Annotated in this window: 26 protein-coding genes; 10 read left to right on the top strand and 16 right to left on the bottom strand. The window is 34.8% G+C overall.

Annotated features, from left to right (window positions below; genetic code table 11):
- Window position 1: 1 nt before the first annotated feature.
- Genes SCB73_RS19120 through SCB73_RS19150 form a run of 7 tightly spaced genes read right to left on the bottom strand, consistent with a single transcriptional unit; the run spans window position 2 to window position 6745 of the window.
- Window positions 2–1126: an ABC transporter permease gene (locus SCB73_RS19120; protein ID WP_320567776.1), complete on the bottom strand. Its 1125-nt coding sequence runs from the start codon at window positions 1124–1126 to the stop codon at window positions 2–4.
- Window positions 1123–2229, bottom strand: coding sequence for an ABC transporter permease (locus SCB73_RS19125; protein WP_320567777.1), 1107 nt, complete (start codon window positions 2227–2229; stop codon window positions 1123–1125). Before SCB73_RS19125 ends, SCB73_RS19120 begins: the two co-directional genes overlap by 4 nt.
- A 1-nt stretch (window position 2230) precedes the next feature.
- A complete protein-coding gene (locus SCB73_RS19130; protein WP_320567778.1) occupies window positions 2231–2974 on the bottom strand; it encodes an ABC transporter ATP-binding protein in 744 nt (247 codons plus the stop codon).
- On the bottom strand, window positions 2964–3914 hold the full coding sequence (locus SCB73_RS19135) for an ABC transporter ATP-binding protein (protein ID WP_320567779.1): 951 nt from the start codon (window positions 3912–3914) through the stop codon (window positions 2964–2966). Before SCB73_RS19135 ends, SCB73_RS19130 begins: the two co-directional genes overlap by 11 nt.
- 9 nt (window positions 3915–3923) lie before the next feature.
- Window positions 3924–4826: an HlyD family secretion protein gene (locus tag SCB73_RS19140; protein ID WP_320567780.1), complete on the bottom strand. Its 903-nt coding sequence runs from the start codon at window positions 4824–4826 to the stop codon at window positions 3924–3926.
- Window positions 4827–4838: 12 nt separating this feature from the next.
- Window positions 4839–6083 carry a TolC family protein gene (locus tag SCB73_RS19145; RefSeq protein ID WP_320567781.1) on the bottom strand — a complete coding sequence of 415 codons (1245 nt, stop codon included), beginning with the start codon at window positions 6081–6083 and terminating at the stop codon, window positions 4839–4841.
- Between the two features lie 32 nt (window positions 6084–6115).
- Window positions 6116–6745, bottom strand: coding sequence for a TetR/AcrR family transcriptional regulator (locus SCB73_RS19150; protein WP_320567782.1), 630 nt, complete (start codon window positions 6743–6745; stop codon window positions 6116–6118).
- 276 nt (window positions 6746–7021) lie between these two features.
- Here SCB73_RS19150 and SCB73_RS19155 point away from each other — a divergent pair, with 276 nt between their 5' ends.
- Entirely contained in the window at window positions 7022–7792 is a 771-nt protein-coding gene (locus SCB73_RS19155) for a DUF2490 domain-containing protein (RefSeq protein ID WP_320567783.1), read from the top strand.
- Between the two features lie 69 nt (window positions 7793–7861).
- On the opposite strand, the gene SCB73_RS19160 is transcribed toward SCB73_RS19155, so the two are convergent.
- On the bottom strand, window positions 7862–9097 hold the full coding sequence (locus SCB73_RS19160) for a PQQ-dependent sugar dehydrogenase (protein WP_320567784.1): 1236 nt from the start codon (window positions 9095–9097) through the stop codon (window positions 7862–7864).
- A gap of 207 nt (window positions 9098–9304) precedes the next feature.
- Here SCB73_RS19160 and SCB73_RS19165 point away from each other — a divergent pair, with 207 nt between their 5' ends.
- Complete coding sequence (locus SCB73_RS19165) at window positions 9305–10198, top strand: dienelactone hydrolase family protein (RefSeq protein WP_320567785.1); 894 nt, start codon at window positions 9305–9307, stop codon at window positions 10196–10198.
- A 94-nt stretch (window positions 10199–10292) separates the two neighbouring features.
- Window positions 10293–11705: a MocR-like pyridoxine biosynthesis transcription factor PdxR gene (gene pdxR, locus SCB73_RS19170; protein ID WP_320567786.1), complete on the top strand. Its 1413-nt coding sequence runs from the start codon at window positions 10293–10295 to the stop codon at window positions 11703–11705.
- 68 nt (window positions 11706–11773) lie between these two features.
- Here pdxR and SCB73_RS19175 read toward each other — a convergent pair whose 3' ends face one another.
- A complete protein-coding gene (locus SCB73_RS19175) occupies window positions 11774–12037 on the bottom strand; it encodes a DUF2024 family protein (RefSeq protein WP_320567787.1) in 264 nt (87 codons plus the stop codon).
- A gap of 200 nt (window positions 12038–12237) precedes the next feature.
- On the opposite strand from SCB73_RS19175, the gene SCB73_RS19180 reads away from it, so the two are divergent.
- Window positions 12238–12969 carry a YggS family pyridoxal phosphate-dependent enzyme gene (locus SCB73_RS19180; RefSeq protein ID WP_320567788.1) on the top strand — a complete coding sequence of 244 codons (732 nt, stop codon included), beginning with the start codon at window positions 12238–12240 and terminating at the stop codon, window positions 12967–12969.
- Between the two features lie 31 nt (window positions 12970–13000).
- Complete coding sequence (locus SCB73_RS19185; RefSeq protein ID WP_320567789.1) at window positions 13001–13720, top strand: AAA family ATPase; 720 nt, start codon at window positions 13001–13003, stop codon at window positions 13718–13720.
- Between the two features lie 153 nt (window positions 13721–13873).
- On the opposite strand, the gene SCB73_RS19190 is transcribed toward SCB73_RS19185, so the two are convergent.
- Window positions 13874–14401 carry a CinA family protein gene (locus SCB73_RS19190; protein ID WP_320567790.1) on the bottom strand — a complete coding sequence of 176 codons (528 nt, stop codon included), beginning with the start codon at window positions 14399–14401 and terminating at the stop codon, window positions 13874–13876.
- Window positions 14402–14542: 141 nt separating this feature from the next.
- Between SCB73_RS19190 and SCB73_RS19195 the strand changes: the two genes are divergently transcribed.
- Genes SCB73_RS19195 through SCB73_RS19210 form a run of 4 tightly spaced genes read left to right on the top strand, consistent with a single transcriptional unit; the run spans window position 14543 to window position 15920 of the window.
- Complete coding sequence (locus SCB73_RS19195; protein WP_320567791.1) at window positions 14543–14677, top strand: hypothetical protein; 135 nt, start codon at window positions 14543–14545, stop codon at window positions 14675–14677.
- Window positions 14678–14725: 48 nt separating this feature from the next.
- A complete protein-coding gene (locus tag SCB73_RS19200) occupies window positions 14726–15205 on the top strand; it encodes a hypothetical protein (RefSeq protein WP_320567792.1) in 480 nt (159 codons plus the stop codon).
- A gap of 11 nt (window positions 15206–15216) precedes the next feature.
- Window positions 15217–15615 (top strand): hypothetical protein, encoded by a 399-nt coding sequence (locus tag SCB73_RS19205; RefSeq protein ID WP_320567793.1) that lies wholly within the window; start codon window positions 15217–15219, stop codon window positions 15613–15615.
- 35 nt (window positions 15616–15650) lie between these two features.
- Window positions 15651–15920, top strand: a complete 270-nt coding sequence (locus SCB73_RS19210; RefSeq protein ID WP_320567794.1) for a PrgI family protein — start codon at window positions 15651–15653, stop codon at window positions 15918–15920.
- 187 nt (window positions 15921–16107) lie between these two features.
- Here SCB73_RS19210 and SCB73_RS19215 read toward each other — a convergent pair whose 3' ends face one another.
- The 3 genes from SCB73_RS19215 to SCB73_RS19225 all read right to left on the bottom strand — a co-directional run bounded on the left by SCB73_RS19215 (window position 16108) and on the right by SCB73_RS19225 (window position 17880).
- Entirely contained in the window at window positions 16108–16482 is a 375-nt protein-coding gene (locus tag SCB73_RS19215; RefSeq protein ID WP_320567795.1) for a SpoIIAA family protein, read from the bottom strand.
- A gap of 221 nt (window positions 16483–16703) precedes the next feature.
- Window positions 16704–17192: a hypothetical protein gene (locus tag SCB73_RS19220; RefSeq protein ID WP_320567796.1), complete on the bottom strand. Its 489-nt coding sequence runs from the start codon at window positions 17190–17192 to the stop codon at window positions 16704–16706.
- Between the two features lie 37 nt (window positions 17193–17229).
- Window positions 17230–17880: a porin family protein gene (locus SCB73_RS19225; protein ID WP_132987615.1), complete on the bottom strand. Its 651-nt coding sequence runs from the start codon at window positions 17878–17880 to the stop codon at window positions 17230–17232.
- 376 nt (window positions 17881–18256) lie between these two features.
- Between SCB73_RS19225 and SCB73_RS19230 the strand changes: the two genes are divergently transcribed.
- Window positions 18257–19573: a ComEC/Rec2 family competence protein gene (locus tag SCB73_RS19230; RefSeq protein ID WP_320567797.1), complete on the top strand. Its 1317-nt coding sequence runs from the start codon at window positions 18257–18259 to the stop codon at window positions 19571–19573.
- A gap of 409 nt (window positions 19574–19982) precedes the next feature.
- On the opposite strand, the gene tnpA is transcribed toward SCB73_RS19230, so the two are convergent.
- From tnpA to SCB73_RS19245, 3 genes are all read right to left on the bottom strand, one after another.
- Window positions 19983–20420 (bottom strand): IS200/IS605 family transposase, encoded by a 438-nt coding sequence (tnpA, locus tag SCB73_RS19235; RefSeq protein WP_320566631.1) that lies wholly within the window; start codon window positions 20418–20420, stop codon window positions 19983–19985.
- Between the two features lie 108 nt (window positions 20421–20528).
- Window positions 20529–22298, bottom strand: coding sequence for a RagB/SusD family nutrient uptake outer membrane protein (locus SCB73_RS19240; protein ID WP_320567798.1), 1770 nt, complete (start codon window positions 22296–22298; stop codon window positions 20529–20531).
- 6 nt (window positions 22299–22304) lie between these two features.
- On the bottom strand, window positions 22305–25589 hold the full coding sequence (locus SCB73_RS19245) for a SusC/RagA family TonB-linked outer membrane protein (RefSeq protein WP_320567799.1): 3285 nt from the start codon (window positions 25587–25589) through the stop codon (window positions 22305–22307).
- Between the last annotated feature and the right edge of the window lie 9 nt (window positions 25590–25598).

The following is a 25598-nucleotide window of genomic DNA, read 5'->3' on the forward strand; positions in this document are numbered from 1 at the left end:
TTTAACTCGTCTTCCTGTAATTGTAAATTGCCAGTGCATTTAAAACAACAGCAAAAACGCCCAAATACAAAAGTTCTCGTCCAACTTCTTTTAAGCCACTTCCTTTTAAAACAATCAAACGGACCACTTTAATAAAATGTGTTACCGGAGTAAACTCTGACATTGTCCTAGCCCAATTTGGCATACTATCGGTACTCGTGAAAAAACCGCTCATAAGCATGAAAATCATCATGAAGAAAAAGGCAATAAACATGGCTTGCAGTTGCGTATCTGCAAATGTAGAAATCAAAAGCCCGAGACCTAATAAAGCTATTAAATATACGGCTGCAAAAAGATAAAGCACTGCGAGACTTCCCTTTGGAAATATGCCATAAATCAAATACATTACCGTGAGTCCAACCGTAAATACGATCATTCCGACGATCCAAAAAGGGATTAATTTTCCTAAAATGAATTGCCATTTCTGAATAGGCGTTACATTGATTTGCTCGATCGTTCCTATCTCTTTTTCTTTTACAATATTGAGTGCAGTGATAAATCCACCAATTAATGTGAGCAGCAAAACCAAAATTCCGGGAACCATATAATATTTATATTCGGCTCTTGGATTGTACCAATTGGTGCTTGTCAAAGTAATTAACGACGGAGCCATTGAAGCCGATTGTTTTGGCAGTTTAAACCGGATATCAAGATCTTGGCTAAAATCGGCTAAAACTACATTTAGATATGCAGATCCAATATTTGATTTTGTTCCGTTAATGGCGTCTGCAGCAATATTTACTTTCTGGCTTCCCTCTCTGACCAAATTTCGTTCAAATCCGGATGGAATTTCTAAAATCAAATCGGCTTCTCCTGTTTCAATCAATTCTAATCCTTCTAAATAGGAAGCTGGAGCGCCCGCAATATGAAAATATCCAGACGAGCCAATTTTATTTGCCAATTTTTGTGAATACGAGCTATGATCGTGATCGACATAAGCGATGTTTACATTTTTTACTTCGAAGTTTGCTGCCAAAGGCAAAATAATAAGTTGTATTGTAGGCACGATAAACATCATCGCCAAGATTGTTTTGTCTCTGAATATCTGACGAAATTCTTTCTGCAATATAAAACGAAGCACTTTCATGATAACCGAATCTTAAATTTTTTCAATGCAATAGTCAATAAAAATGCCGCCATTCCTGCCAATATCAAAGTTTCTTTCCAAACAAACTCAAATCCCAAACCTTTGAGCATTACAGCTTTTACAATAGTATAATAATATCGAGAAGGCACAATATGCGAAACAACCTGAAAAATCCAAGGCATATTTTCCAGCGGAAACATAAAACCTGTAAGTATCAATGTGGGCAACATCATTCCCATCATCGAAATCAACATTGCCGTTTGTTGCGAATCTGTCACATTTGAAATCAGTAAACCCAAAGAAAGGCAAGTAATGATGAACAAAATACTTTCGGCAAAAAGCAATAAAAAACTACCTTTTATTTCAACATGCAGAAGATATACCGATAAAAACAAGATCAGCATAAAATTAATCAGTGAAAGCGCCAAATACGGAATTGCTTTTGCAATCAAAACCATTATGGGTTTGAAAGGAGATACAAGCAGAATTTCCATAGTACCAAGCTCTTTCTCGCGAACCACGGAAACCGATGTCAGCGCCGTGCTTACAATCATAAAAATCAAGGCAATAACACCCGGAATAAAATTCAGCGAGCCATTTTGTTGTTCGTTGTAAAGATGCCTTAATTCGGGAACAATTTGATAATTTAATTGAGCTGTTGGGTTTAATTCTCGTTGGTAATCTCCAACAATTGCGGCCAAATAATTCGTTACTATAGTTGCCGTATTTGGATCTGAAGCATCGGCAATTACTTGAATTTTTGCGCCACCAAGACGCTGTATTTCAGAACCAAAATTTGACGGAAAAATGATAGCACATTTTATACTTCCGTCTTTAAATCTATTTTCAACGTCTTTATAATCCAAAATTGGATTTTCGACATGAAAGTAATCGCTTGATTGTATTTTTCTAATAATTTTTTCAGAATGAATATCATGCGCATTATCCTGAATCGCAATTCCGATATTTTTGACTTCACTGCTCAACGCAAATCCAAAGAGAATAATCTGTGCAACAGGAAGCCCAAAAAGAATCAACAAAGTTCTTTTGTCCCTGAATACATGATAAAATTCTTTCCGAATAAAAGCTAATAATCTTTTCATATTAATCTGCTGCTCTTTTAGCGTTTCGTGCCAATTCATAAAAAACTTCATCCATAGAAGTCGTATTGAAACGATTTTTTAATCCCGCTGGCGAATCTATTGCCTCCACTCTGCCGTCAACCATAATGCTTATTCTGTTGCAATATTCGGCTTCGTCCATATAATGCGTCGTAACGAAAACCGTAATTCCATTAGCGGAAGCTTCATAAATCATATCCCAAAACTGTCTTCTTGTAATTGGATCGACACCGCCAGTTGGTTCATCCAAAAAAACAATCTTTGGCCGATGAAAAACGGCTACAGAAAAAGCCAGTTTTTGTTTCCAGCCCAAAGGCAATCCGCCAACCAATTTTTTAGCTTCTTTTTCCAAGCCTAAAGTTTTGACCAAATCTTGGCTTCTTTCCTTTATTTCTGGCCGAGAAACCCCGTAAACGCCACCATAAAACTCAATATTTTCCAGAATGGTTAAATTGTCATATAAAGAAAACTTTTGGCTCATATAACCAATATTCTTTTTGATTTTTTCCTGTTGTTTGTAAACATCAAATCCTGCAACACTGGCTTCTCCAGAAGTAGGAAACGAAAGTCCGCAGAGAATTCGCATTGCTGTTGTTTTTCCCGCGCCGTTGGCACCGAGAAAACCAAATATTTCACCTTCACTGACTTCAAAGCTGATTTTATCTACCGCTTTGAAATCACCAAACTGTTTCGTTAAATCCTTACAAACAATTGCTTTATTTTCCATTTAAGACTTCTTTAGATTCTTCTGAATTGTTTTGTTCTCTCATAAAACGAATAAAACTGTCTTCAATCGTTGGTTCTATCTTTTTGACTTCAAAATTCTCCGGATTGTACTTTTCTGCAATTGTTTTTATAGTTTCCTCGTTCGCAGTTTCCGATGTCAAAGTAAGATGAACAAATTCTCCAAAGGCGTCGCAACTTTCGATTTCTTTATCGGTTCGAAAATCCTTCAAAAGTTTGTAGATGTTTTTCGCTTTAGCAGCAAAAAGCGGTTTTGGAAAATCATTTATAATTTGCTGCGGCGCATCAACTTTCATTATTTTTCCATTCTGGATCAAAGCGATGCGATCACATAATTTTGCTTCATCCATATAAGGAGTCGAAACGACTATTGTGATTTGCTGTTTTTTCAGTTTGTCGAGCATTTCCCAAAATTCACTTCTGGAAACGACGTCCACGCCCGTTGTTGGTTCATCTAAAAACAAAACTTCAGGCTTATGAATCAATGCGCAACATAAAGCCAGTTTTTGTTTCATTCCACCAGAAAGTTTTCCTGCGCGCCGATTATTAAACGGCTTTATTTGGTCGTAAATGTCTTTTATCAATTCGTAGTTTTCCTCAATCGTAGTTCCGAAAATAGTAGCAAAAAAGTTCAGATTTTCCTTCACGGTCAAATCTTGATACAGCGAAAATTTCCCCGGCATGTAGCCCACTTTATTTCTGATTTCCTGAAAATCTTTTACAACATCATGGTCTTCAACAGTTGCTGTTCCATTTTCTGCCAATAATAATGTGGTCAAAATTCTAAAAATTGACGTTTTTCCAGCTCCATCTGGACCTATCAATCCAAAAAGCTCGCCTTTCTGAACCTCAAAAGACACATTATCTACGGCAACAAAATCGCCGTATTTTTTAGTAATATTATTTAGAACAACTGCAGGCATAAAACTGTTTTATTTTGACCAAAGGACTTCGCCGTACATACCAATTTTCAAAAACCCATCATTTTTGACACGCACTTTTATGGCATAAACCAAATTTGCCCTTTCATCTTTCGTCGGAATTGTTTTGGGCGAAAACTCTGATTTATCTGAAATCCAATTTATTGTGCCTTGATATTCCTTACATTTTTTCTCGCCTTCATCAATTCTGACTTTAACTTGCTGTCCAATTTTAATTTGTGGCAACTGTGTTCCAGTAATATACGCTCGAAGATCAAGCGTTTCAAGATTGGCAATTTTATAAAGCGGTTTGCCTACAACTGCCATTTCATATTGTTCCGCATATTTTGCCAAAACGGTTCCTTTAATCGGATTTACAATGATACTTTTATTCAATTGATCGTCAATTCCTTTTAACTGAACGCCAACTGTATTTCCTTGTTCCGTCAGATTTTCGTTCGTAATTTCCAAAGAATTTTTCTGCGCCGCAATTTGAGATTGCAAAGTCGCCACTTTTGCATTAGCATCATCCAATTGTTTCTGTGAAGCCACGCCACCTTTTACCAACTTTTCAGTTCTGTTGCGATCTAAAAGAGCATTTGCAAGTTGTTTTTTTAAACTTTCAGTCTGAATTTGTTCTTGAGGTCTTCCGCTTAAAATTGCTTTTTTATTTTGTCGCAACTGCATTTTGCTGATCGATAATTGAGTGCTATCAATAAAACCTACTTTTTGTCCAACTTCTAATTGCTGTCCTTCTTCCACATTGAATTTTAATATTTGTCCATTCGCTTCCGCGGATAAAATCGTTTCTACAGCTTCAAAAGATCCCGATGCATCAAATTCATTTTCATTTTTAGCGCAGGAAAACAAGCAAAATGTTGCTACTAAAAAACATAAGAGCTTTATCTTTTTCATAATATATTGGTATTAATTTCCTTTGATTGTTTGGTATTCGTAGGCGCTCATCAAAAGCTGAATTTCATGCAAAGCTTTCTCTGCTCGTGCATTTCCTTCTTTTTCTGTTGCATTCAACAAATCGATTAACGGACCGGCGCCAGTGTCATATTTTAATTGATATCCTTCGCGAATGGTTTGTCGAAGCTTAACAATGGCATCGTCATCTTTCAAAATTGAAGTTTGCCTTTCAATATCAGCCGTTTTTTGATTCATTTGAAATCTGGTATTGAACAAAAAAGTTTCTTCCTGAAGATCGATTTGCTTTAATTGCTGTTTTGTCAATTCCTTTTCGTTAGAATTTTTATACAAACCTTTTATATCCCAGTTGACGCTTAATCCTGCAACACCAACGGTTGAAATTTTACTTGTTCCGAAATTAATTCCAGGCGCAAATACAACTCCAGCACCAATCAAGCCCACTTTTGGCATTAAACTTACCTTTTGCATATCCGATTGTGCACTTATTAAGTTTCGTTGATTCGAAAAACGCAATTGTTCTGGACGTTTAATCAACGTATCTAAACCGACAGCATTTATAGGTTTTTCAAATTTTGTCTGATTTATGTTTTTCCCAATCAAATACGAAAACATGGTTTGATAGCCATTTTTGGTATATTCAAAATCTTTTTTTTGTCTGCTGAGAATTAATTGCTCGGCTTTCATTTCGTCAACATCCGTTTTGTAAGCGAGGCCATTTTCATGAAGTTTTTTGACTTTGTCAATATTGTTGGCCAAAATGGTATTTTGTATTTCTAATTGTTTCAGCTGTTCCTCAATTAGCAATACACCAAAATAAAGCTGATTCACTCGCGAGCGCAAATCATAAAGCGATACTTCGACTGAAGCTTTATCAACATTTGAAGAAGCTTCTACAATCTTTTTTTGGGTTTTAGTTGCACCGCCATCCCAAATTACCTGATTTACTTGACCAAGTCCGATAAATTTAAATTTACTGTCATTTCCAGAATTTCCCATACTTGGAAAATCGCCAAAAACATATCCTTCAATTGCGGTCACACTTATTTGAGGCAGATACGCTTTATTGGCATTGCTCAACGTATATTCTTTGCTTTTTTCAATCAATTCGTATTGCTTGATTAAAGGATAATTTTCAACTGCAAGCTTGTAGCTTTGATCAATTGTCAAGGTCTGTGCTGAAACAATATTCATAAAGGACAGCAATCCTATATATTTAAGTACGTCTAATTTCCTCATATTACATAAATAAACTAGCTTTAATAAATCAATTAAACAGCTGAAAACATAGCTTTTATCCAAATCGGGATTTTTTTTTTGCGCTCTTGCATCAAGTTACTGAAATCGGCTGTTTCCAAATTTCGGCTTCCCATAATAATAGGTTTGGCGATAAATGGAAAAACGACCAATCCCAAAATATTCATCAAAAAATGAAGCGGATTTGGTTCCGAAATTTCTTTATTCTTCAGCGCTTCCTGAAACTGCTTTATAAAAACCGATTCGTTTACAATTTCTCTGATTGGCATTTTTTTTAAAAGCCCTTCAGGATTATTTCGAATTTCAGTAAGAATGAATGTTGGTATTTCTGGTTCAGCGCTGATAAAATCAATGTATCGTTCAACAATTATGACTACTTTTTGCTCCAAAGAAGTTTTTTCATCATTCAAAATCACTTTCATACTGCCAACAAAACCAGCAAAAGTTTCAGCCATTATGATTTCAAAAAGTTTTGCTTTGCTTCTAAAATAATAATTGAGCAGCGCAAGATTCAAACCTGCTTCTTCTGCAATATCTCTTGTTCTAGTTGCTGTAAAACCTTTTTTATAAAAAACAGTTTTAGCTGCTGTTTTTATCTTTTCTTCTGTAGTGGTATCTTTTTTATCAGATGCTGAAACTTTCATTTTAAATCATTTAGGTGCAAATATAAAACATTTTGAAATGTGTTAATCATTTTTTCTAATCAAATGATTAAATATTTTGATTAACCCATCTTACAAACAAATTTTTTTAGCTTAAAAAAACTCATAACCACTATTAAGAAATCAATTAGAAATCGAATTTCGCACTACAAATTCTCACTAAAAAAGAATATCTTTACGCTAATATTGTTTCATAATTCCCTTTTTTACCGATTCAAAAGAAATTTATTGCTTTAACTAATTTCGATCGTCATTGATATGAAAAACAATTTTACTTGGATTTTTCTTCTTTTGTTTTCCATTGCAGCTTTTGGACAATCGGCTCAAAAGAAAGAAATCAACCAACAGCTTCAAACTTGGGTTTCTATTAACAGCGTTACTAAATTTGCCGATCATTGGGGCATTGTTGGCGATTTTCACATCAGACGAAACGACTTTGTTTCCGATCCGAGTTTTTATTTCATTAGAGGCGGTTTAAGCTACATTCCAAATTCAAATGTTTCAGTAAATGTAGGGTATGCACATATGTGGCTCGCGCCTTCAAATCCGGATTGGAGTACATTTGCAGATGAAAACAGGATTTATCAACAGGCACAATTGAATACAAAAATGGGAAATGTGAGTATTTTGCAACGCGTGCGAAATGAGCAACGATGGCAGGAAAAAATAGTTGATGACAAACCTAGCGGAGACTGGCGTTTTACAAATAGAATACGCTATTTGGCAAGTTTCACTTTTAGAATTTCTGATAATAAATCTTGGCCCTCAATGGTGCTTTCTGATGAAATTTTGCTTCATTTTGGGGAAGAAGTCGTTTATAATACTTTTGACCAAAACCGTTTTTTCATCGGAATCAAAAAAAACATCAATCCAAAATGGAGTTATGATTTTGGATATATGAATGTTTATCAGCAAAAATATTCGGGTTATCAATATGATATGAATCACACCATCAGATTATTTTTTTATCTGAATACCAGCATTCGAAAAAAAGCGCCTTCAACGACTGAAAATTCGGGTGACGAATAACTTTTTTTGAGAAACAATTCTAAACAAAAAACGCTACTGAATTACTTTTTCAATAGCGTTTAGAAGATTTTATTTTTTGTCGATTTTATAAAGTCGGCCTTGATCTGTAATAGCGTAAAGAGCGCCATCACTGCCCTGTGTAATATCTCTGAATCGCTGATTTTCGGAAGCCAAAAGTCTTTCCTCTCCTACTACTTTATTATTTTCAATAGCAAGCCTCACAATATGCATGCCGCTCAAAGCGCCAATAAAAAGATTGTTTTCCCATTCTGGCACGCGATTTCCTGTGTAGAACGTCATACCGCTTGGAGAAACCACCGGATCCCAATAATAAACAGGCTGTTCCATACCGCTTTGTTGCTGAATTCCCGCTCCCACCTTCTCGCCACTGTATTCAATTCCGTAAGTAATTGTTGGCCAACCAAAATTAGCTCCAGCTTTTAATCGATTTATTTCGTCACCGCCACGTGGACCATGTTCACTTTCCCAAATTTCACTCGTAACAGGATGAAGCGCCAAACCTTGCGGATTTCTATGTCCTATACTATATAACTCTGGCAATACTCCAGTTCCCGTAAAAACAGGATTTCCTGATGCTGGCTGTCCCTCTTTTGTCAATCGGATTACTTTTCCTAGACCAGACGCTACAGATTGTGCTAAAGGTCTGGTTTCTATAACGGAACGTTCTCCTGTACTAATCACAAGATTTCCAGTTTTATCAAAAAGAATTCGTCCTCCATAATGAAGATTACTAGGATTTGCAGGTTTTGCACGATAAATTACGGTTGCTCCTTCGATTGTTTTTTCATCGGCCGAAAGTTTCCCTTTGGCCACAGCCGTATTATTGCCGCCAGTTGTTGCTTCTGAAAACACCCAATAAATCATTTTGTTTGATGCAAAATCAGGATCTAGGCACAAACCTAATAATCCGCCCTGACCAGAAGGATTAACTGCTGGAAGTCCAGTAATTGGACTACTGACTACGCCGGCTGTAGTTACAATTCGCATTTGCCCCGCTTTTTCAGTAATTAAAAGTCGGCCGTCTGGAAGCATTTTTACGCCCCACGGGTTTGCTAAAGTACTTGTGATAACTTTACCTTCAAAACTGGTATTTGTTTTAATTCCGTTAATTCGGGTTTGTCCTTCAAATGCCGGTTTATAGGCACTGTTTGGTGCATTTGTTTCTACTGGATCAGTCACCGTGCCGGGATCTGATGGAGTATCTTTATCATTGGAACAACTGTTACAGCTTAAAGAAATAGAAAATATTGTGAAGAGCGCTAATAAGCAGGTTATCTTTTTCATCTTATTTGATTATTTAAAATTAAAAATAGTTTTGGGTAGAATTATCCTAATTTCTTAAATAAAATCAGATTTAGTTTACATAATTTTATTCAAAAATTATAGAATTACACCTTATAACGTTGAAAATCTGCTTTCTATTTCATGAATTCAAGATCTATTTTAAAAGTAATCAATTAATTTTCTAAATTAGTTTTAAAATTAAAAGCTATGACCAAACTAACCAAAGAAGATATAAGTCAAGAAGTATTTGACTTATACGATGATTATGCTCACAATAAAATCGATCGCCGAATATTTATTGAGAAATTATCCATTTTTGCGGTTGGGACATTGACACTTCCTTCGCTTTTAAGTTTTATGACACCCAATTATGTCGATAGCATTTTGGTTCAGCCAACAGACCCAAGATTAAAAACTGGCTATATCAATTATGATTCTCCAAAAGGTGGCGGAAGCATTAAAGGGCTTTTATCGCAGCCAGCAGAAACCAAAAAGAAACTGCCCGGAATTATCGTAGTTCATGAAAATCGCGGACTTAATCCTTATATTGAAGATGTTGCACGAAGAGCCGCTCTCGAAGGTTTCATCACACTTGCGCCTGATGCATTATCACCTTTGGGCGGTTATCCCGGCAATGATGATGCAGGAAGAGAATTGCAAAAGAAACGTACGCGTGAAGAAATGTTGGAAGATTTCATCGCCGCTTTTGAATATTTAAAATCACATAAAGATTGCAACGGCCATATTGGTGTAGTTGGATTTTGCTTTGGCGGGTGGATTGCCAATATGATGGCGGTAAAACTGCCAGATTTGAAAGCTGCAGTTCCTTATTATGGCGGACAGCCCACTGCCGAAGAAGCCGAAAAAATAAAAACGCCATTACTATTGCATTACGCTGGTCTTGATACACGAGTAAATGAAGGTTGGCCCGCATTTGAACAAATTCTCAACAAAAATAAAGTCGAACATACGGCTTATTTTTATAACGGAGTCAATCATGGTTTTCATAACAATACAACACCTAGATATGATGAAGCTGCAGCAACTTTATCATGGACAAGAACTATTGATTTTTTTAAATTGAAACTTAAAGCGAAATAAAAAACGACATCCTATTAAATTTATTTCATCTCTAAAAAATAATGTAAATTTGGACTATGTTTTTTAATTCATTTTAATCTAACAGCTAGTCCAGATGTTACGACCGTGGCAATTCGAAATTCACTTAGATAAAAAATCAGACAAAGCGCTTTATCTGCAAATCGCCGATGCGATTATCAATGCCATAAAATCTGGAAATTTAGCCGTAGGGAATGCTTTGCCGGGAAGCAGAAAACTTGCCGAATTGCTTCATGTAAACCGAAATACTGTCGTTGAGGCTTTGGATGTTTTAATTGCTGAAGGCTGGGTGATTTCTATTGATCGAAAAGGAACTTTTATTGCTGAATTGTCAACTGCCTCCATTTCTTCTTCAAAAATACAAAAACATTTTCCATACAATGAAGATGAAATAAAACCCAGTCTTATTTTTGATGACGGACTTCCCGACAGCCGACTAGCGCCCATGAACGATTTGGCGCGTTCCTACCGAGAAATATTCAGCAGAAAATCCCGCTGGCAAATTATGGGCTACAGCAATGAATTAGGAAATATTGAATTCAGAAAAGCCATTGCCCAAATGCTTAATTTTAAGCGTGGAATGAACATTGCACCAAATCAAATTTGTATTACAAGAGGCAGTCAAATGGCAATGTACCTCGCCTCACATTGTCTTTTATCGAAAGGCGATTTTGTGATGATCGAAAATCCGGGTTATAAACCGGCGTGGGAAGCTTTTGAAAATGCCGGTGCAGCCCTCCTTCCTGTAACTATTGAAAATGATGGAATTGCAATAGATGAAGTCGAAAATTACCTCAAAAAATACAATTCCATAAAAGCGATTTACGTAACGCCTCATCATCAATTTCCAACAACCGTAACAATGAGTTTGAAAAAAAGATTACGATTGATCGAATTATCAAATCAATATGGTTTTTCTATTATTGAAGATGATTATGACAATGAATTTCATTTTGGTCTGCGCCCAATCTTGCCAATTTCAAGCTATAGCAATGCTCAAAACTCTGTTTACATTGGCACCTTGAGTAAAATTGTTGCTCCTGCGCTTCGCATTGGCTTCATCGCTAGTTCTGTCGAAAATATAGAGAAAATAGGAAAACATCGCAAAATAATTGATGTTCAAGGCGATAATATCATGGAAGAGGCTGTTTTAAATCTTATTAACGAAGGGCAAATAAAACGTCATCTAAAAAAAGCAAATCTTATTTATAAATCAAAAAGAGATTATTTTGACAGGCTTTGCCAAGAGCATCTAAAAGACAAAATCATATACACAAAACCTGAAGGCGGTCTTGCTTTTTGGATTGTTCCTAAATCAAATATTGACCTTCAGCCAATTTGTGAAAAATTACTTCAAAAAGGAATTCAGATAATGAGTCCAGAAAAATTTAGTTTTAAAACTCCAATTTCTGGATTGCGATTAGGTTATGCTTCCTTAACCGAAAAACAAATGGAAGAAGGCATTATTGCTCTTTCAAAGTTATTGTAAATAAGCAAGTTTAGAGCATAAAGACTGAAATCCCCACATTTACAGCCTTTATACTTTAAAAAAATCAATTAATTGCAGTTTTCCATTTCGATTATAGAAAAACCATTTTCACTAATTTGATTTTCAATTTCAATAGGTGCTTTGTCAATATGGCAAAAATTGCATTCTTTTGACGTTAAAGGCTGTCCTTCCTGCGCTACTGATTTTAGATAAATTCGTCCAAATTCAAAAACTTGATTTGCATCATCAGTATTTTCATCTACTAAAATATCAAAATGCATAATTTTACCGTCTTTTCGGGTTACGTAGGTATCCCACACTGCTACTTTCATAAGTTTATGTTTTTAAAATACAATTCAATTTTGTTTTTTTTTACATTACAAATTTATTCCAGATTCCAATTTTGGAGCTCATCCAGTTTTTTGAATTTTTACTTGTTACTGGTCCAGTGGGTCTTGTATCAAAATCTGGACTATTCATAATAACAAAAACTGGCTCTTTCTAATTTTTCATTCAAACGTAATTTTGTGTTATGAAAAATGCTATTCTATATAATTTAAGCCAAGTCCATGATCGCATTGAAAAAGCGTGCTTGCTTTCGGGCAGAAACGCATCAGATGTTCAACTTTTATTAGCCACCAAAACCGTTTCTGCCGAGAAAATTCGTATCGCTATTGAAGGAGGAGAAAAGCTGATTGGAGAAAACAAAATGCAGGAGCTTCGCGACAAAGATTCCGATTTAAGAAATCTGAATGTCCAACGCCATTTTATTGGTCATTTACAAACCAACAAAATAAAAGATGTACTGAAATATGTCACTTGCATTCAATCATTGGACCGGCTTAGTCTTGCGCATGAATTACATCGTCAATTACAAAAAGAAGATCGAAATATTGATGTTTATATCCAAGTAAACACCTCTTTTGAAGAAAGCAAATTTGGAGTTGCACCAGCTGAAGTGATTCATTTTATTAAAGAAACAAAACGATTTGATACCTTAAAAATCAAAGGTTTAATGACAATTGGCTTGCTTGATGTTGAAAAGGAAAAAATGAGACCATCACTTCGATTGTTAAGAGAAATTCGGGATCAAATTTATGCCGAAAAAATTGAAGGCCTGGACAGTTTAAAACTTTCAATGGGAATGTCACAAGATTTAGAATTGGCAATAGCCGAAGGTTCAAACTTAGTAAGAATTGGGACTTCCATTTTTGGGAACCGATTTTTAGGCAAGGAAATTTGGAACGAAAATATTGCAGAATAAAATCTAATTTTGCACCAAATAAAAATTCAAAATGAATCTATACGAACTTACGGTCAACGATACCGAAAAAATTACCATTCAAGACTTATTTTTCAGTGACGAAAACAAGGCAATTTTAGAGCAAACCATTAAAGAACATTTGTATATAGAGGAATTAAAAAAATACAATTTAAAAGTTGATAATAAAATTTTACTTCACGGTCATACTGGATGCGGCAAAACAACAACTGCAAAAGCAATTGCAACCGCATTAAATAAAGAAATCATTATAATCAATCTGAGCACAATTATTAATGCTAAGATTGGCGAAACTTCTAAAAACGTTAAAGCATTATTTGACAAAGCAACTCGCGAAAATGCGGTCTTGTTTTTGGACGAATTTGACCAAATTGCCAAAAGTCGTGAAAACGATGATAAAGATGTTGCTGAAATGAAACGTCTAGTGAATACAATCATTCAACTAATTGATTATTTTCCAACGAATTGCTTATTAATTTGTGCAACTAATTTTTACAATAGTATTGACACTGCTTTGTTGCGAAGATTTCAAATAAAATTAAAATTCGAGATGCCGAGCGACACGCAATTGGATTTATATTATGACAAAATATTAAACATCTTCCCTATTCATTTTCAAGATATTCCAAGAAAATATGGCGTTTCTTATGCCGAAGCGAAAGATTACGTTAACACCACAATGAAAGGATTAATCATCTCCGAATTGGAACTTTTGAAAAAACAACAAGTTTAGAAATTCTCAATAGCAGAGCCATTTTAATTCTTTTGAAGTGCTAATTAGATTTTTAAATTTCTTACAAATACCAAATTTATAAGACTTTATAGTTTTTTTTGAGTTCAAATTAAAATTATGGGAGTTTCGTTTAAAAAGATAAAACTAGGAAAATTAGCTTTCGATTTCCTTTAAAATCAATTCAGAAACTGCGTCAATGGCTTGATCAATGATTTCTTCTGCATCTCCCTCAAAATGAAATTGTGCTGCAATTTCTTTACTTGGAAAAACAATATGCAAAAATATGGTTCCAACAGGCTTTTCTTCACTTTCGCTTCCTCCCGGGGTTGTAAGTCCGGTTAGAGCTACACAGATATCTGAATTGATATAGCGAGAAAAACGTTGCGCCATCATTTTGGTAACCTCAGCCGATTCTGCACTATATTTCTCTATGGTTCCCCACGGAATTTGCAACAAATCTTCTTTCATTGAACTATGGTAGCAAACCATACCGCCTATTAAAATTCGGCCTGAATTAAAAACAGTCGAAAATTCATAACACATTTTTCCAGCAGAAGCACTTTCAACAAATGTAATAGTTAGATTTTTTTCGATTAAAGCTTCGCAGCAATTGATCACTTTAGAAGAAGTCATGGAAATTGTTTTTTTCAGATTATTAAATTCAAAATTATAATCTTTCATTGTCTCAAAAATTACACTATTTATTGTATTTTTTACATTCTAAACAACTGTTAATTATGCAGCTATAATTTAGATTCGTATAAAGCATTCCCTTAATTGCTTGGTAAATTTGTAAAATGCAAACTTTAAAAAGCAACAAACATGAAACCTACAACTGAACATAAGGAAAATGCAAAAGCCAAAAAAGGAATCGCAAGCTCAAAAAATGAGGCCACTTTAAAATCTGAAAAAAAACAGACGATCAAAATGAAGCAAAACCTTCTGCAAAAGATATGAAGGATTCGTTTCCGACAAAAAAATAATAGTAATCTAAAAAACTACGTTATGGAAAAGTATCGCAACTCCGATTACAATCAGCATGATCCTGATTTTATCGAACAAAATATTATCGTAAATGGTTCTTTTAATGAAGATGAATTTAAACAAGATCTAAAAGAACATAATAATCGTGAATTTGGCGAAAGTGATCCTGATTATATCGATCAAAACACTTTAGTTGACAATGATAATTACGCACGTGATGAAGATCCGTATCAATATCAAGAAGAATTTATTGGCGATCCTCAACATCCAGCAACTGATTTTGAAAGCAACACCAATATTCGATCTGAAAATATTCCGAATCAAGAACGAATTGTAAATGAAGATGATGCCATTACAAATGATGATCGAAAAAATGATTTTGATGAAGATTATGATCCCGATTTAGATTTGGAAAAAGATGACGATTTAGATGACGACAATACAAAAGACATAGATGATTTTGAGGCCGAACATTTTCCTGAAAATCATCCGAGAGAATAACTGAATTGATCATGGAGCTAACCACCCAAATTATCTGGCTTTTTGTTTTAGCTGTTCCAATTGCTTGCATCAGTTGGACGGTGACGCATGAAGAAATCTTTAAAGAGCCACGAGAATGGTGTGTCAGACATTCAAAAAATGACAAGACAATTTGGTCACGAAAAGCATTCTACCTTTTCACTTGTGAATATTGCTTCAGCCACTATGTCACAATTGCATTTTTAGTGCTTTGTGATTATAAACTTTTGTTAAATGACTGGCGGGGCTACATTTTGGCAGGGTTCTCGCTGGTTTTTATGGCAAATATCTATATGAGCCTTTTTGCTTTATTAAGACAAGCTATAAAAAAAGAAAAAGTAGAAATTGAAAAAATTGAGAACGAGACAGAAAATGAAAAGCTGTCAAATTAAATAGAAATAAAGTTTAACTAAATATAATTATACTCATGGAAAATTTGAATTTTATAGATCCTTTATTGCACGGAATAACGCCTGCTCCAGCTTCAAAATTATCAACAAAAAACTTAGTTTGCGCTGGACTTGGAGCACTTTTAGTGGGTGCCGTACTGAAAAAAACAGGGCATAACAAAACCGCTGCAGTGGTAGGAAGTTTAGCATTGCCACTTTTGACAACCGCATGCTACAAACAAATTTCAAAATCATACAAAGCAAAAAAAGAACTTACAGATAGCAGTGGAATTGAATATAATCACTAAGATTTTAGATTTTAGATTTTAGATTTTAGATTTTAGATTTTAGATTTTAGATTTTAGATTTTAGATTTTAGATTTTAGATTTTAGATTTTAGATTTTGTCATAAAAAAACAGCTTAAATTTTAATAAAATTTAAGCTGTTTTTTTTATTCAATCTTTGCCGAATAATTTATAACTCATAACTCATAATTAAGAAAGATTAATATTTCCTTCAACCCAATTTAAAGCTTTGTTGAAATTCTCCTTTTTGAATCCGTGGAATTCCCCTGGAACAACAAAACTGAATCCGTTTGTAAATGAAATAATATCCTCTGAGTCAGAAATAATTGCAGCTCTATTCCATTTCCCTAAATGCTTTAATCCCAGCAACGCATCTTGAAGCCAAGCTCCTGCGGTGAAATTTTCGATATCAGTATCTAGAACGAGTAAAAAATTAATTTCATTAGTTTGTTTTACCAAATGTTCGACCGCTGGCACAACCACGCTTAAAAAATCATCTTTTGTTACTTCGGCTAATGCTCTGAAGGCAACAATATTATCTGTAGTATCAATTTGATGTATCATGATGGTATTAAATTTTAATGTTATTTAATGTTGAGATTATACCAATAAAATGCATGCATAAAACTCCAATCAAAAATACTTCTTGAACCACTTTTAAGTATTATAACATCTCTTTGGAATTTTATAAAATAACGATGTTATACTGCTTTGAATCTGCATTTTACAAATAAGCTCTTCCTAAAAGCAAAAAGCGATAATAAGAATTATTATCGCTTTCTAATTTATGCTTTACTGATTTTTGTTTTATCAATTTCGTCAATAAAAGGAATCTGATCTTGGATTGCAGCTCTTATTGTTACTTGAAGATATTGCTCAATTTGAACAAATTTTGCAGCGTTAAGTCCGCCAACTGCTTTTTTAAGCTTTCCATAAGTTTTAGATAGCAATTTGTCATAATCGCCAACGTTTTTCAAACTTGCCTCTGTAAGTTGTGCGGCTTTTGCGTCATCAAGTGTCGTATAATTATTTCCGTAATCATTAATGATTTGAACTTTTTGCTGTCCTAAAGCTTTTCGGGAAACTTCATATTCATCATAGATTTTTTGGAATGCCGAAGCTTGCGGTTCAGACAAATTCATATATTGTCTCACCAAATCAGCTTTAGACTTTCCATAAATAGATTGTATCACTTCAACATCTTCTTTTAAAGTTGATTGAGCAAATGAATTTGCAGAGAAAACAAGAAGCGCTAATAAAAGTACTTTTTTCATGATTAAAATTTTAAGATTAAAGATGTTTTAGCGCGATTTATTTTTTAAAATCATAACTTAAAACAGCTCCTAAACCAAACTGAAATGTTGAAGCATAATCAGTAACTGCCACTGGTCCCCAGTAGTAATCCCAATAGTAATCATATCCAACAGCAGCCGACATGGATTGCAAATATGCATTGAAATTAACTGAAAATGCTGAATCTGTTTTGACTTTTACACCAGCTTTAATTTCCCATGCAAAATAAGTTCCACTGCCACTTTTTGGTGATTCAAGAATTGCAACACCCGCACCTGCTCCAAGATATGGAAGCGCCTTTTGAGAACTTGAACCAAAGTAATAGGTATAATCTGCCAATATGTAATTCATAGCTCCTTTATCATCTCCGGCATTAACTTGACCTCCAGCAGGAATACCATAACCAGGTATTGGAACTTTTGTGTATAAAGGCATGTGTGTGTCAAGTCTGTTATATTTTAATTCGATAGAAGCGTTATCCATTATAAAATATTCAAAACCTGCACCATACTCAAATCCATCTTCCACACGAGCGTATGAAGAATCAAATTCAACTTTGTCTGAAAAGGTATAACCTCCGTACAAATTAAGCAAAAATGATCCTTGACCTTGCGCCGACATCGTCAGCGTAAATAAAAAAACAACCAATAATAAATGATACTTTTTCATGACTTTGATTTTTTAAATTAGTTTGTTAATTCGGTTTCTTTCTAATTTCTTACAATAAATACAAAAATTGAATTGCTTTTTTCTTCAGCCATTCACTTTTCTAAATTTACCATAAGCATAGAATTATTATTTTTTTGATTGATATCAAAATTATCCAAATTGATGACTGGTTCCTGTTAATTAAGAGCTCATATTGGTTTCAAATTATAATTTGAAACCAATAAAATAGCCAAAACCCCAAAAAAGCCAACAGTTTTTTCTTAACAAAAAATATTTACTTTATTGATTTTCATATATTTACAATATTTTTTATTTAAAAAATTAGTAAGCTATTATTTAATAAAGTAAAATGAGTAAAATTTAATTTGAATTTATTATGGCAGACATTTACAAAGTAGTTATCAGCCTTTATGCTGATGTTTACAAAAATATTGGGGCTGATGGAAAGCCAAAAGGAAAGAATAATACCATTCTTATGGGATCGTTTGTCAAGCTTTTGCCAGAAGAAAATAATAACTGGCAAAAAATTCTGGCTTTTGGAAAAGAAGGCTGGATCGATAAAACCTGCCTCGGGCTTTCGGCTGCATTAAAATGTTTTTATGTCGATGTTGGTCAAGGCGACGGCGCACTTCTTGAAGTGGGAAATGATGAAAACGGACTCAAAATAATTATTGACGGAGGGCCAAATGACAACTTAAGCCATTATTTGAGCAAATGGCAGTACAAATATTATTTTGACAAAAACAAAAAAGTGCATCTTGATTATATTTTCATCAGCCATTTTGATAAAGATCATTATCAAGGTTTGATTGATATTATTAACGACGATCATTATACCATTGGAGCAATTTATCATAACGGAATTGCCAAATTCAATAACTCAAAAACGAATTTCCCTAAACAAGAATACAATACCGAATTAGGGAAAAAATCGAAACATGGAACTGAATTCTATCTTGAAACTTCATTTAGTACTCTAGCTGAATTTAATGCTTTAAAAGCCAAAGGTGGCATGCTTGATTTACAAGAAAAATTTCTGAATGCTATCAATACGGCTACCAGCCAAGGTCGTCTTGGTGATTTTGTCCGTTTGGATCATACGAGTACAATTCCCTCCAAAACGATTAATAATAAAATTTTCTCTATAGAAGTTTTAGGTCCTGTAACTTCAAAAATTGACAACAAACTAGTTTACAAATATTTTGATGACGAAGCACATACTATAAACGGTCACAGCATTGTTTTGAAAATAACCTACGGAAACCGTTCCTTTTTATACGGAGGCGATTTGAATATTCCTGCTGAAGATCATTTATTGGAGCATTATGGCGCTTCGAATCCGTTTGAGGTTGATGTGGCAAAATCGTGTCATCATGGAGCATCTGAATTTACAACTGATTTTATGGCAAAAGTGAATCCGTATGCTACCGTAATTTCTTCGGGAGATAATGAAACCTATTCACACCCGCGCGCAGATGCGATTGGCTGTGCCGGAAAATATACAAAATCAAAAAGACCTTTAGTTTTTTCAACAGAATTAGCGCGTTCTACTGCTGAAGGAAGCACCAGAATAAAATATGGAATGATCAACATGCGTTGCGATGGCGATAATATCATCATGGCACAAATGAAAGAAGCCGTAAGTGGCGGAAGTGTATGGGATTTATACGAACAGAGTTTTTTTAATGTTTAAAATTTTGTTTCAGGTTTCAGGTTTCAAGTTGAAATGAGACTCGTTTTGGGTTGATTTTTTTAACGCAAAGTTCGCAAGGTTTTTTTTTCTCAGTTTACTGCTATAACCGCAAAGTTCGCAAAGCTTTATTGATAAAGCTTTGCGAACTTTTTCATTCTATGAAACTTACTAAAAGCTTTACACTCTTTACGTAAATCTTAGCGAACTTTGCGTTAAAAAAACACTAAAAGCGGAATAAACCCGACAGGTTTTAAAAACCTGTCGGGTTTGAAACCTGAAACCTGAAACTTGAAACTTAAAAAAATAGAAGCCTGTCTTTCTCAAGACAGGCTTTTCTAAAAACTAAACCACTCTGCACTGAAAGTGCAGAGGTTTGTTTGACGAGGGACTGAAAGTCCCTTTTTCTATTTCATTCAAGAATGAAATTTGAATCATCATCATTATCTTTCCTTCTATGATGCTCCAGATATTCATTTACCATTTCATCAGTTATATTTCCTGTACTCCAAACTCCATAACCACTTGCCCAAAAATGTTGTCCCCAGTAACGTGCGTGAAGTTCTGGAAACTCCATTTGCAATTTCCTTGAAGTACGACCTTTGAAACTTTTTAAAATTGAACTTACATTTTGCTTTGGCGCATACTCAATATGCATGTGAACGTGATCTGCGCTCACAACTCCTTTCAAAATTTCTATCCCTTCCGCTTCGCATATTTGTATCAAAAGTTCACGACAGCGCTTTTGGATATCACCTTTCAAAACCTTAAACCTATATTTCGTAACCCAAACAACATGACATGTTAATCTGCTTACTGTGTGCGAACCTTTTCTTAATTCTGTAGCCATAAATTAAAGATAAAGATTTTTTCGCATTACTAAAGTACTGCAATAAATTGCAGGGTTTTTAACCCAAATCTGAGACCAATAAATAAAAAATAAACTAACTAACACAACTTAGTTATAACCTTGATTCTGTGTAAATTGTTTCGTTACATCAATAGTTGACTGCGGAATTGGAAACACTCTTCTAAACGGTTGTGAAGCCGCTTTAGCCGTTCCAGGTAAATCAAATTTCCCGAAACGAATCATTTGTGGTCTTCTGTATAATTCCCAATACAATTCGAAACCAATTTCATTATATAATTGCGTCGCATCAAGCGATGTAAGCGCTTTTCCTGGAACACTTCCAAACAAAGCTTCTCTTTTTCTGCTTGTACGCAATTTGTTTAAATCATCCATTGCTAATCCTGTATTTCCTTTTCTGAAATAAGCTTCGGCTCTCATCGTATAAATTCCACCCAAACGGAATAACGGAATGTCAACATTACTGTTTCCGTTTCCTCCTTCAGGATCAAATTCGTATTTAAATACACGCGCTCCCTGATTAATTTCATTTTGAGCAAAAACAGCTTGAGCAGGATTTTTGAAAGTCAATGATGGCGTAAAATCCATTCTTGTCGTAGTACTTTTTTCCATATATAATGGAGAAACTTTAATACGTCCGTTGATCATTTCTAAAGAACCAGATGATAATAATATTGGTCCGTATTGTGGTCCATATTCAATTCCTCTGTTAAAGTGGAACCAAGGCAAATTAGCGCTTTTTGGAACAATATCTGTTGCAGGAACACTTACATCTGTTCCGTCATTTTTGAACCAAGTTCCATCTGAATATTGGTATTTTTGCTGAAATCTTGGATCATCGTGATTTCCATCCCATGTTGCGAAGAATTCAGGCGTTGTACAAGCCGCATTTGTTCCTCTGTTTGCTGCAGAAGTTCTTTGGTTACGCTCCATACACACATAAGCAAAACTGTTTGAACCATTTCTGATGTAGTCAATCTTTTGAGAAATTGCAAAAATCAATTCTTTTCCTTTATCATTGTCTCTTGCGAAGTTTTTGAAATAATCACTTTCTAAAGAATATTTTCCAGAATTGATCAATAATGATGTATAATAAATTACGCGATCCATATCGGTTCCCCCACCTGAAACTGATGCCTCGCTGAAATTAAAGCTTGAAGTCGCATTGAAACGATCTTTAAAAACGGCACGATTCAAATACATTGTTGCCAAAAATCCGTAAGCAGCTTCTTTTGTAAAACGTCCGTGGTGTGTTTGTTGTTCGCCCATGCTAGCCAAATCTGGAATCAAAGCTTCAACATCAGTAATCAATTTATCGATTTGAGTATCTGCTTTTAAAATTTGTAAAGGTGCATTTGGGTTCATTGGATCTCTATAAGGCGCTTGTCCGTACAAATCCAAAGTAGTGTATAAATAATACGCTAAAAGTCCTTTGGCTTCTGCCAAAAACAATTTCTTTTCTGGAATTGAGCTTTCTTCAACCGATTGAATTGCAGTCAACGAACGTGTAATTCCGTTAGTCAATTTATTCCAGTTGTCCCCTACAATCGCGTTGTCTGATTTCCATGTAAACTCGTGCATGTCTCTCCATTTTCCGCCGTCTCCCCAGTCGCTTCCGCGTGTTGGCAAAATCGCTTCGTCAGTCGTATATTCTTGCAAAGAGAAAACACCACCGTGATCTACAAAAGTTCCATCTCCCAATCGGTCATAAGCAGCCGCAAGTGCTCCGGCAGGATTTGAAGCATTATCGCCTAAAACCTCGTCCAAAACCACTTCGTCAAGATTTGTACAGCTGGCAAACAGCCATATAAATGAGAACAAGGCAATTGATTTGATGTTAAAAAATGTATTTGTCTTCATAATAAATTATAGTTTTAAAGTTGCTCCAAAACTGAACGTTCTAGAAGTTGGGTAAGCCGCATAATCAATACCAATTGACTGATTTCCTCCATTTGATTTTGGACTGTTGATTAATGGGTCAAAACCTGTATAATTTGTAATTGTAACTAAGTTTTGTCCTGTAACATAAAGTGTTAAGCCATTGATCCAGTTGATTCCTTTCAAATCAAAATTGTAACCAATGCGAGCTGTGTTTAATCTGATAAAATCAGATTTTTCTAAGAAAAGCGTCGATAAAATTGGTGAGTTTGTTGGATTCGCACCTGATTCATAATAACCTGTTGCCACATTTCTGTCAGAAGCTAAGTTGTTAATATTTAAAGCATTTAAACCTGTATTATTCAACAAATAACCTCCTGTTTGACCAATGATTGAGAAAGAAAACGTAAAGTTTTTGTATCTCATATCACTATTGAAACCGTAGTAAAATGTTGGCAAAGCACCTTCAATAATAATTCTGTCGCTGTTGTCGATTTTTCCGTCTCCGTTCTGATCTTTAAAAATATTTGCTCCGTTGGCATCAAAACCAATGTGTTGCAATAAATAGAAAGATCCAGCCGCATAACCACTTTTGTAAATATTAGCATTTACTCCAGATTGTCCTGGTCCTGAAATAGTTCCTGTCAAAATTTCTGAAACTGGCAAATCTTGAATTTTATTATTCAAAGTCGCACCGTTCATGTCGATGTTCCAAGAAAAATCTTTTTTGTCAATCAATTTTGAACCTAACATAAATTCAAAACCTTTGTTGATAATTTTTCCGTCGATATTTGTCCAGATTGTCGTTGTTGGACTTAAAGCTTGCGACGGGACATTCAAAATTGCATCTGTAGTAGTTTTATTGAAGTAATCAAAAGTTCCGTACAATTTGTCGTTCCAAAAACTGAAATCCAAACCTAAATTGTATTGTGTAACAACCTCCCATTTCAAATCAGGATTTGGTGTTCTGTTTACCGAAACTCCGTTTACTAAATTCAAATCGCTGTATAAATAATATCCGTCAGCACCTGAAAGTGAATAACTTGCTTGCGTAATTTTGTTTTCAACTTCTTGATTTCCTGTTTCTCCCCAGCTTGCTCTTAATTTCAAGTTGCTTACTGCTGTTACATCTTCTAAGAATTTTTCTTTAGAAATATTCCATCCTAAAGCTGCTGATGGAAAATAACCGTATTTGTTGTTTTTTCCAAAACGAGTCGAACCGTCCGCTCTCATCGAAGCTGTCAAAAGATATTTATTGTTGAACGTATAGTTTACTCTTCCAAAATAAGACTGAAGCTCATTTTCCTGCGCATATCCTGAAACTCCTGATTGTGTTCCTGCAAAACCAGGATTAATTGCCGGCGGCACACCAACTCCTTGATTTGAAATTCCGTCAACACTGAAACTTGTTCCTGATCTTTCGAATTTTTGGTATGAAAATCCGCCTAAAGCTTCGATTTTATGTTTATCTAAATTCAGATTGTAAGTCAAATAATGCTCAATCAAAGAGTTTCTAGAATCTAAATTATTCTGAACATATTTCCCTTTCGGATTCAAATCGGTCAAGTTTGGAAAAATCGTAGTATTTCTTTCTGAAGCCGAACGGTCAAAACCAATGTTTAATTTGTACTCTAATCCATCAACAATTCGTAACGACGCTTCTAAATTTCCTAAAACTCTCAATGTGCGCGTTACGTCATCATAAATGCTTAACAAATAAGCTGGGTTATAATGCGCGTTCATGTTGAAGTTGGTGTAATTTCCTTTTGAATCAAAAACCGATCTTGTAGGGTTTGCCATTAAAGTATGAACGATCAACTGTCCGTTTGAACCTCCGTCGTCACTTGTAGGAACTCCGTTATCTTTCGTTTCACTCGCTGTAAGATTCATTTTCACTTTCAAGCGTTTGTTATCCAAAAACGATTCTGCCGCATTAATTCTTCCCGACATACGTTTGAAATTACTCTTATTGATAATTCCTTCCTGATTCATTTGCGCAATCGAAGCATAGTAATTTCCAGTTTCCGTTTGTTTTGAAAATGCCAATGAATTATTTGTTGTAATAGCAGTTCTAAAAATTACATCTTGCCAATCTGTATTTCCTCCGTGATCAAAAGCTGGATCTTTAATCGCTTTTCTATATTGGTCAGCGCTTAAAACATCAAGTTTATGAGCCACATTCGAAATTCCTGTATAAGAATCAAAAGTCAACGTTCCTTCACCTTTCGAACCTTTTTTAGTCGTAACCAAAACTACTCCGTTAGATCCTCTCGCACCATAAATCGCCGCCGCCGAAGCATCTTTCAAAACTGTAATCGATTCGATATCACTTGTATTCAAAAAGTTCAATGGATTTTTAGCCGATGAATTTCCGAAACCAACATTGCTTCCTGACGGACTCACATCATCATTTGACAAGGGCACTCCATCAACAACGAACAAAGGTGTACTTCCGCTTCTGATAGATCCAACACCTCTAATTGTTACGTTTACTCCCGCTCCCGGCTCTCCGCTGGTATTCACTACACGAACTCCCGCAACTTTTCCCTGCATCAAATTGTCTACAGAAATATTTACACCTTGCTTGAAATTTGCCGCTTCAAGCTGTGTAACTGCACCTGTCACATCTTTTTTAGATTGTTTTCCGTAACCTACAACTAAAACTTCGCTCAATTCAGAAGTATTTGGTTCTAACTGAATGGTCATGAAAGTTTTTTGTACAGTAACAACTTTAGTTTTATACCCTAAATACGAAACTTCGATAGTTTTTCCGTCTCCAACCGTGATTTCAAATTCACCATCAAAATTAGAAACGGCACTGTTTGAAGAACTTGTTTCCATAATCGTCGCACCTGGAATTGGTACATTGTTTTCATCAACTACTTTTCCTTTTACTTTAACTCTGTCTGCGGTTTTTGCAGTTGTAGTTTTTGGTGCAGCAGTTTTCTGAATCAAAACTAATTTTCCGTTGATATTATAATTGAAATTTGCCTTTTTTGAAAGATCATTCAAAATAGTTGAGATTGTTTCCCCAGCAAAATTTACTGTATAAGTTGTGTTGTCAGCAATTACAGCTTGTCCGTAGCTGAATTTATAATCTGTTTGTTGGCTTAATTTTGAAAATATAGAAACAAGAGTTGCTTTTTCTATTTTATTTTCTATTTTTGATTTTTTTACTAAAACTGTTTTACTAAAACCTGTCTGCAAGGTCAGTAAAGCCAGAACTAAAAAGAAAAAACTCTTTAGATTTAAATAAGAAGTTTTAAAATACATGATTTAAGT

Source organism: Flavobacterium sp. KACC 22761 (assembly GCF_034058155.1).
Classification (GTDB): domain Bacteria; phylum Bacteroidota; class Bacteroidia; order Flavobacteriales; family Flavobacteriaceae; genus Flavobacterium.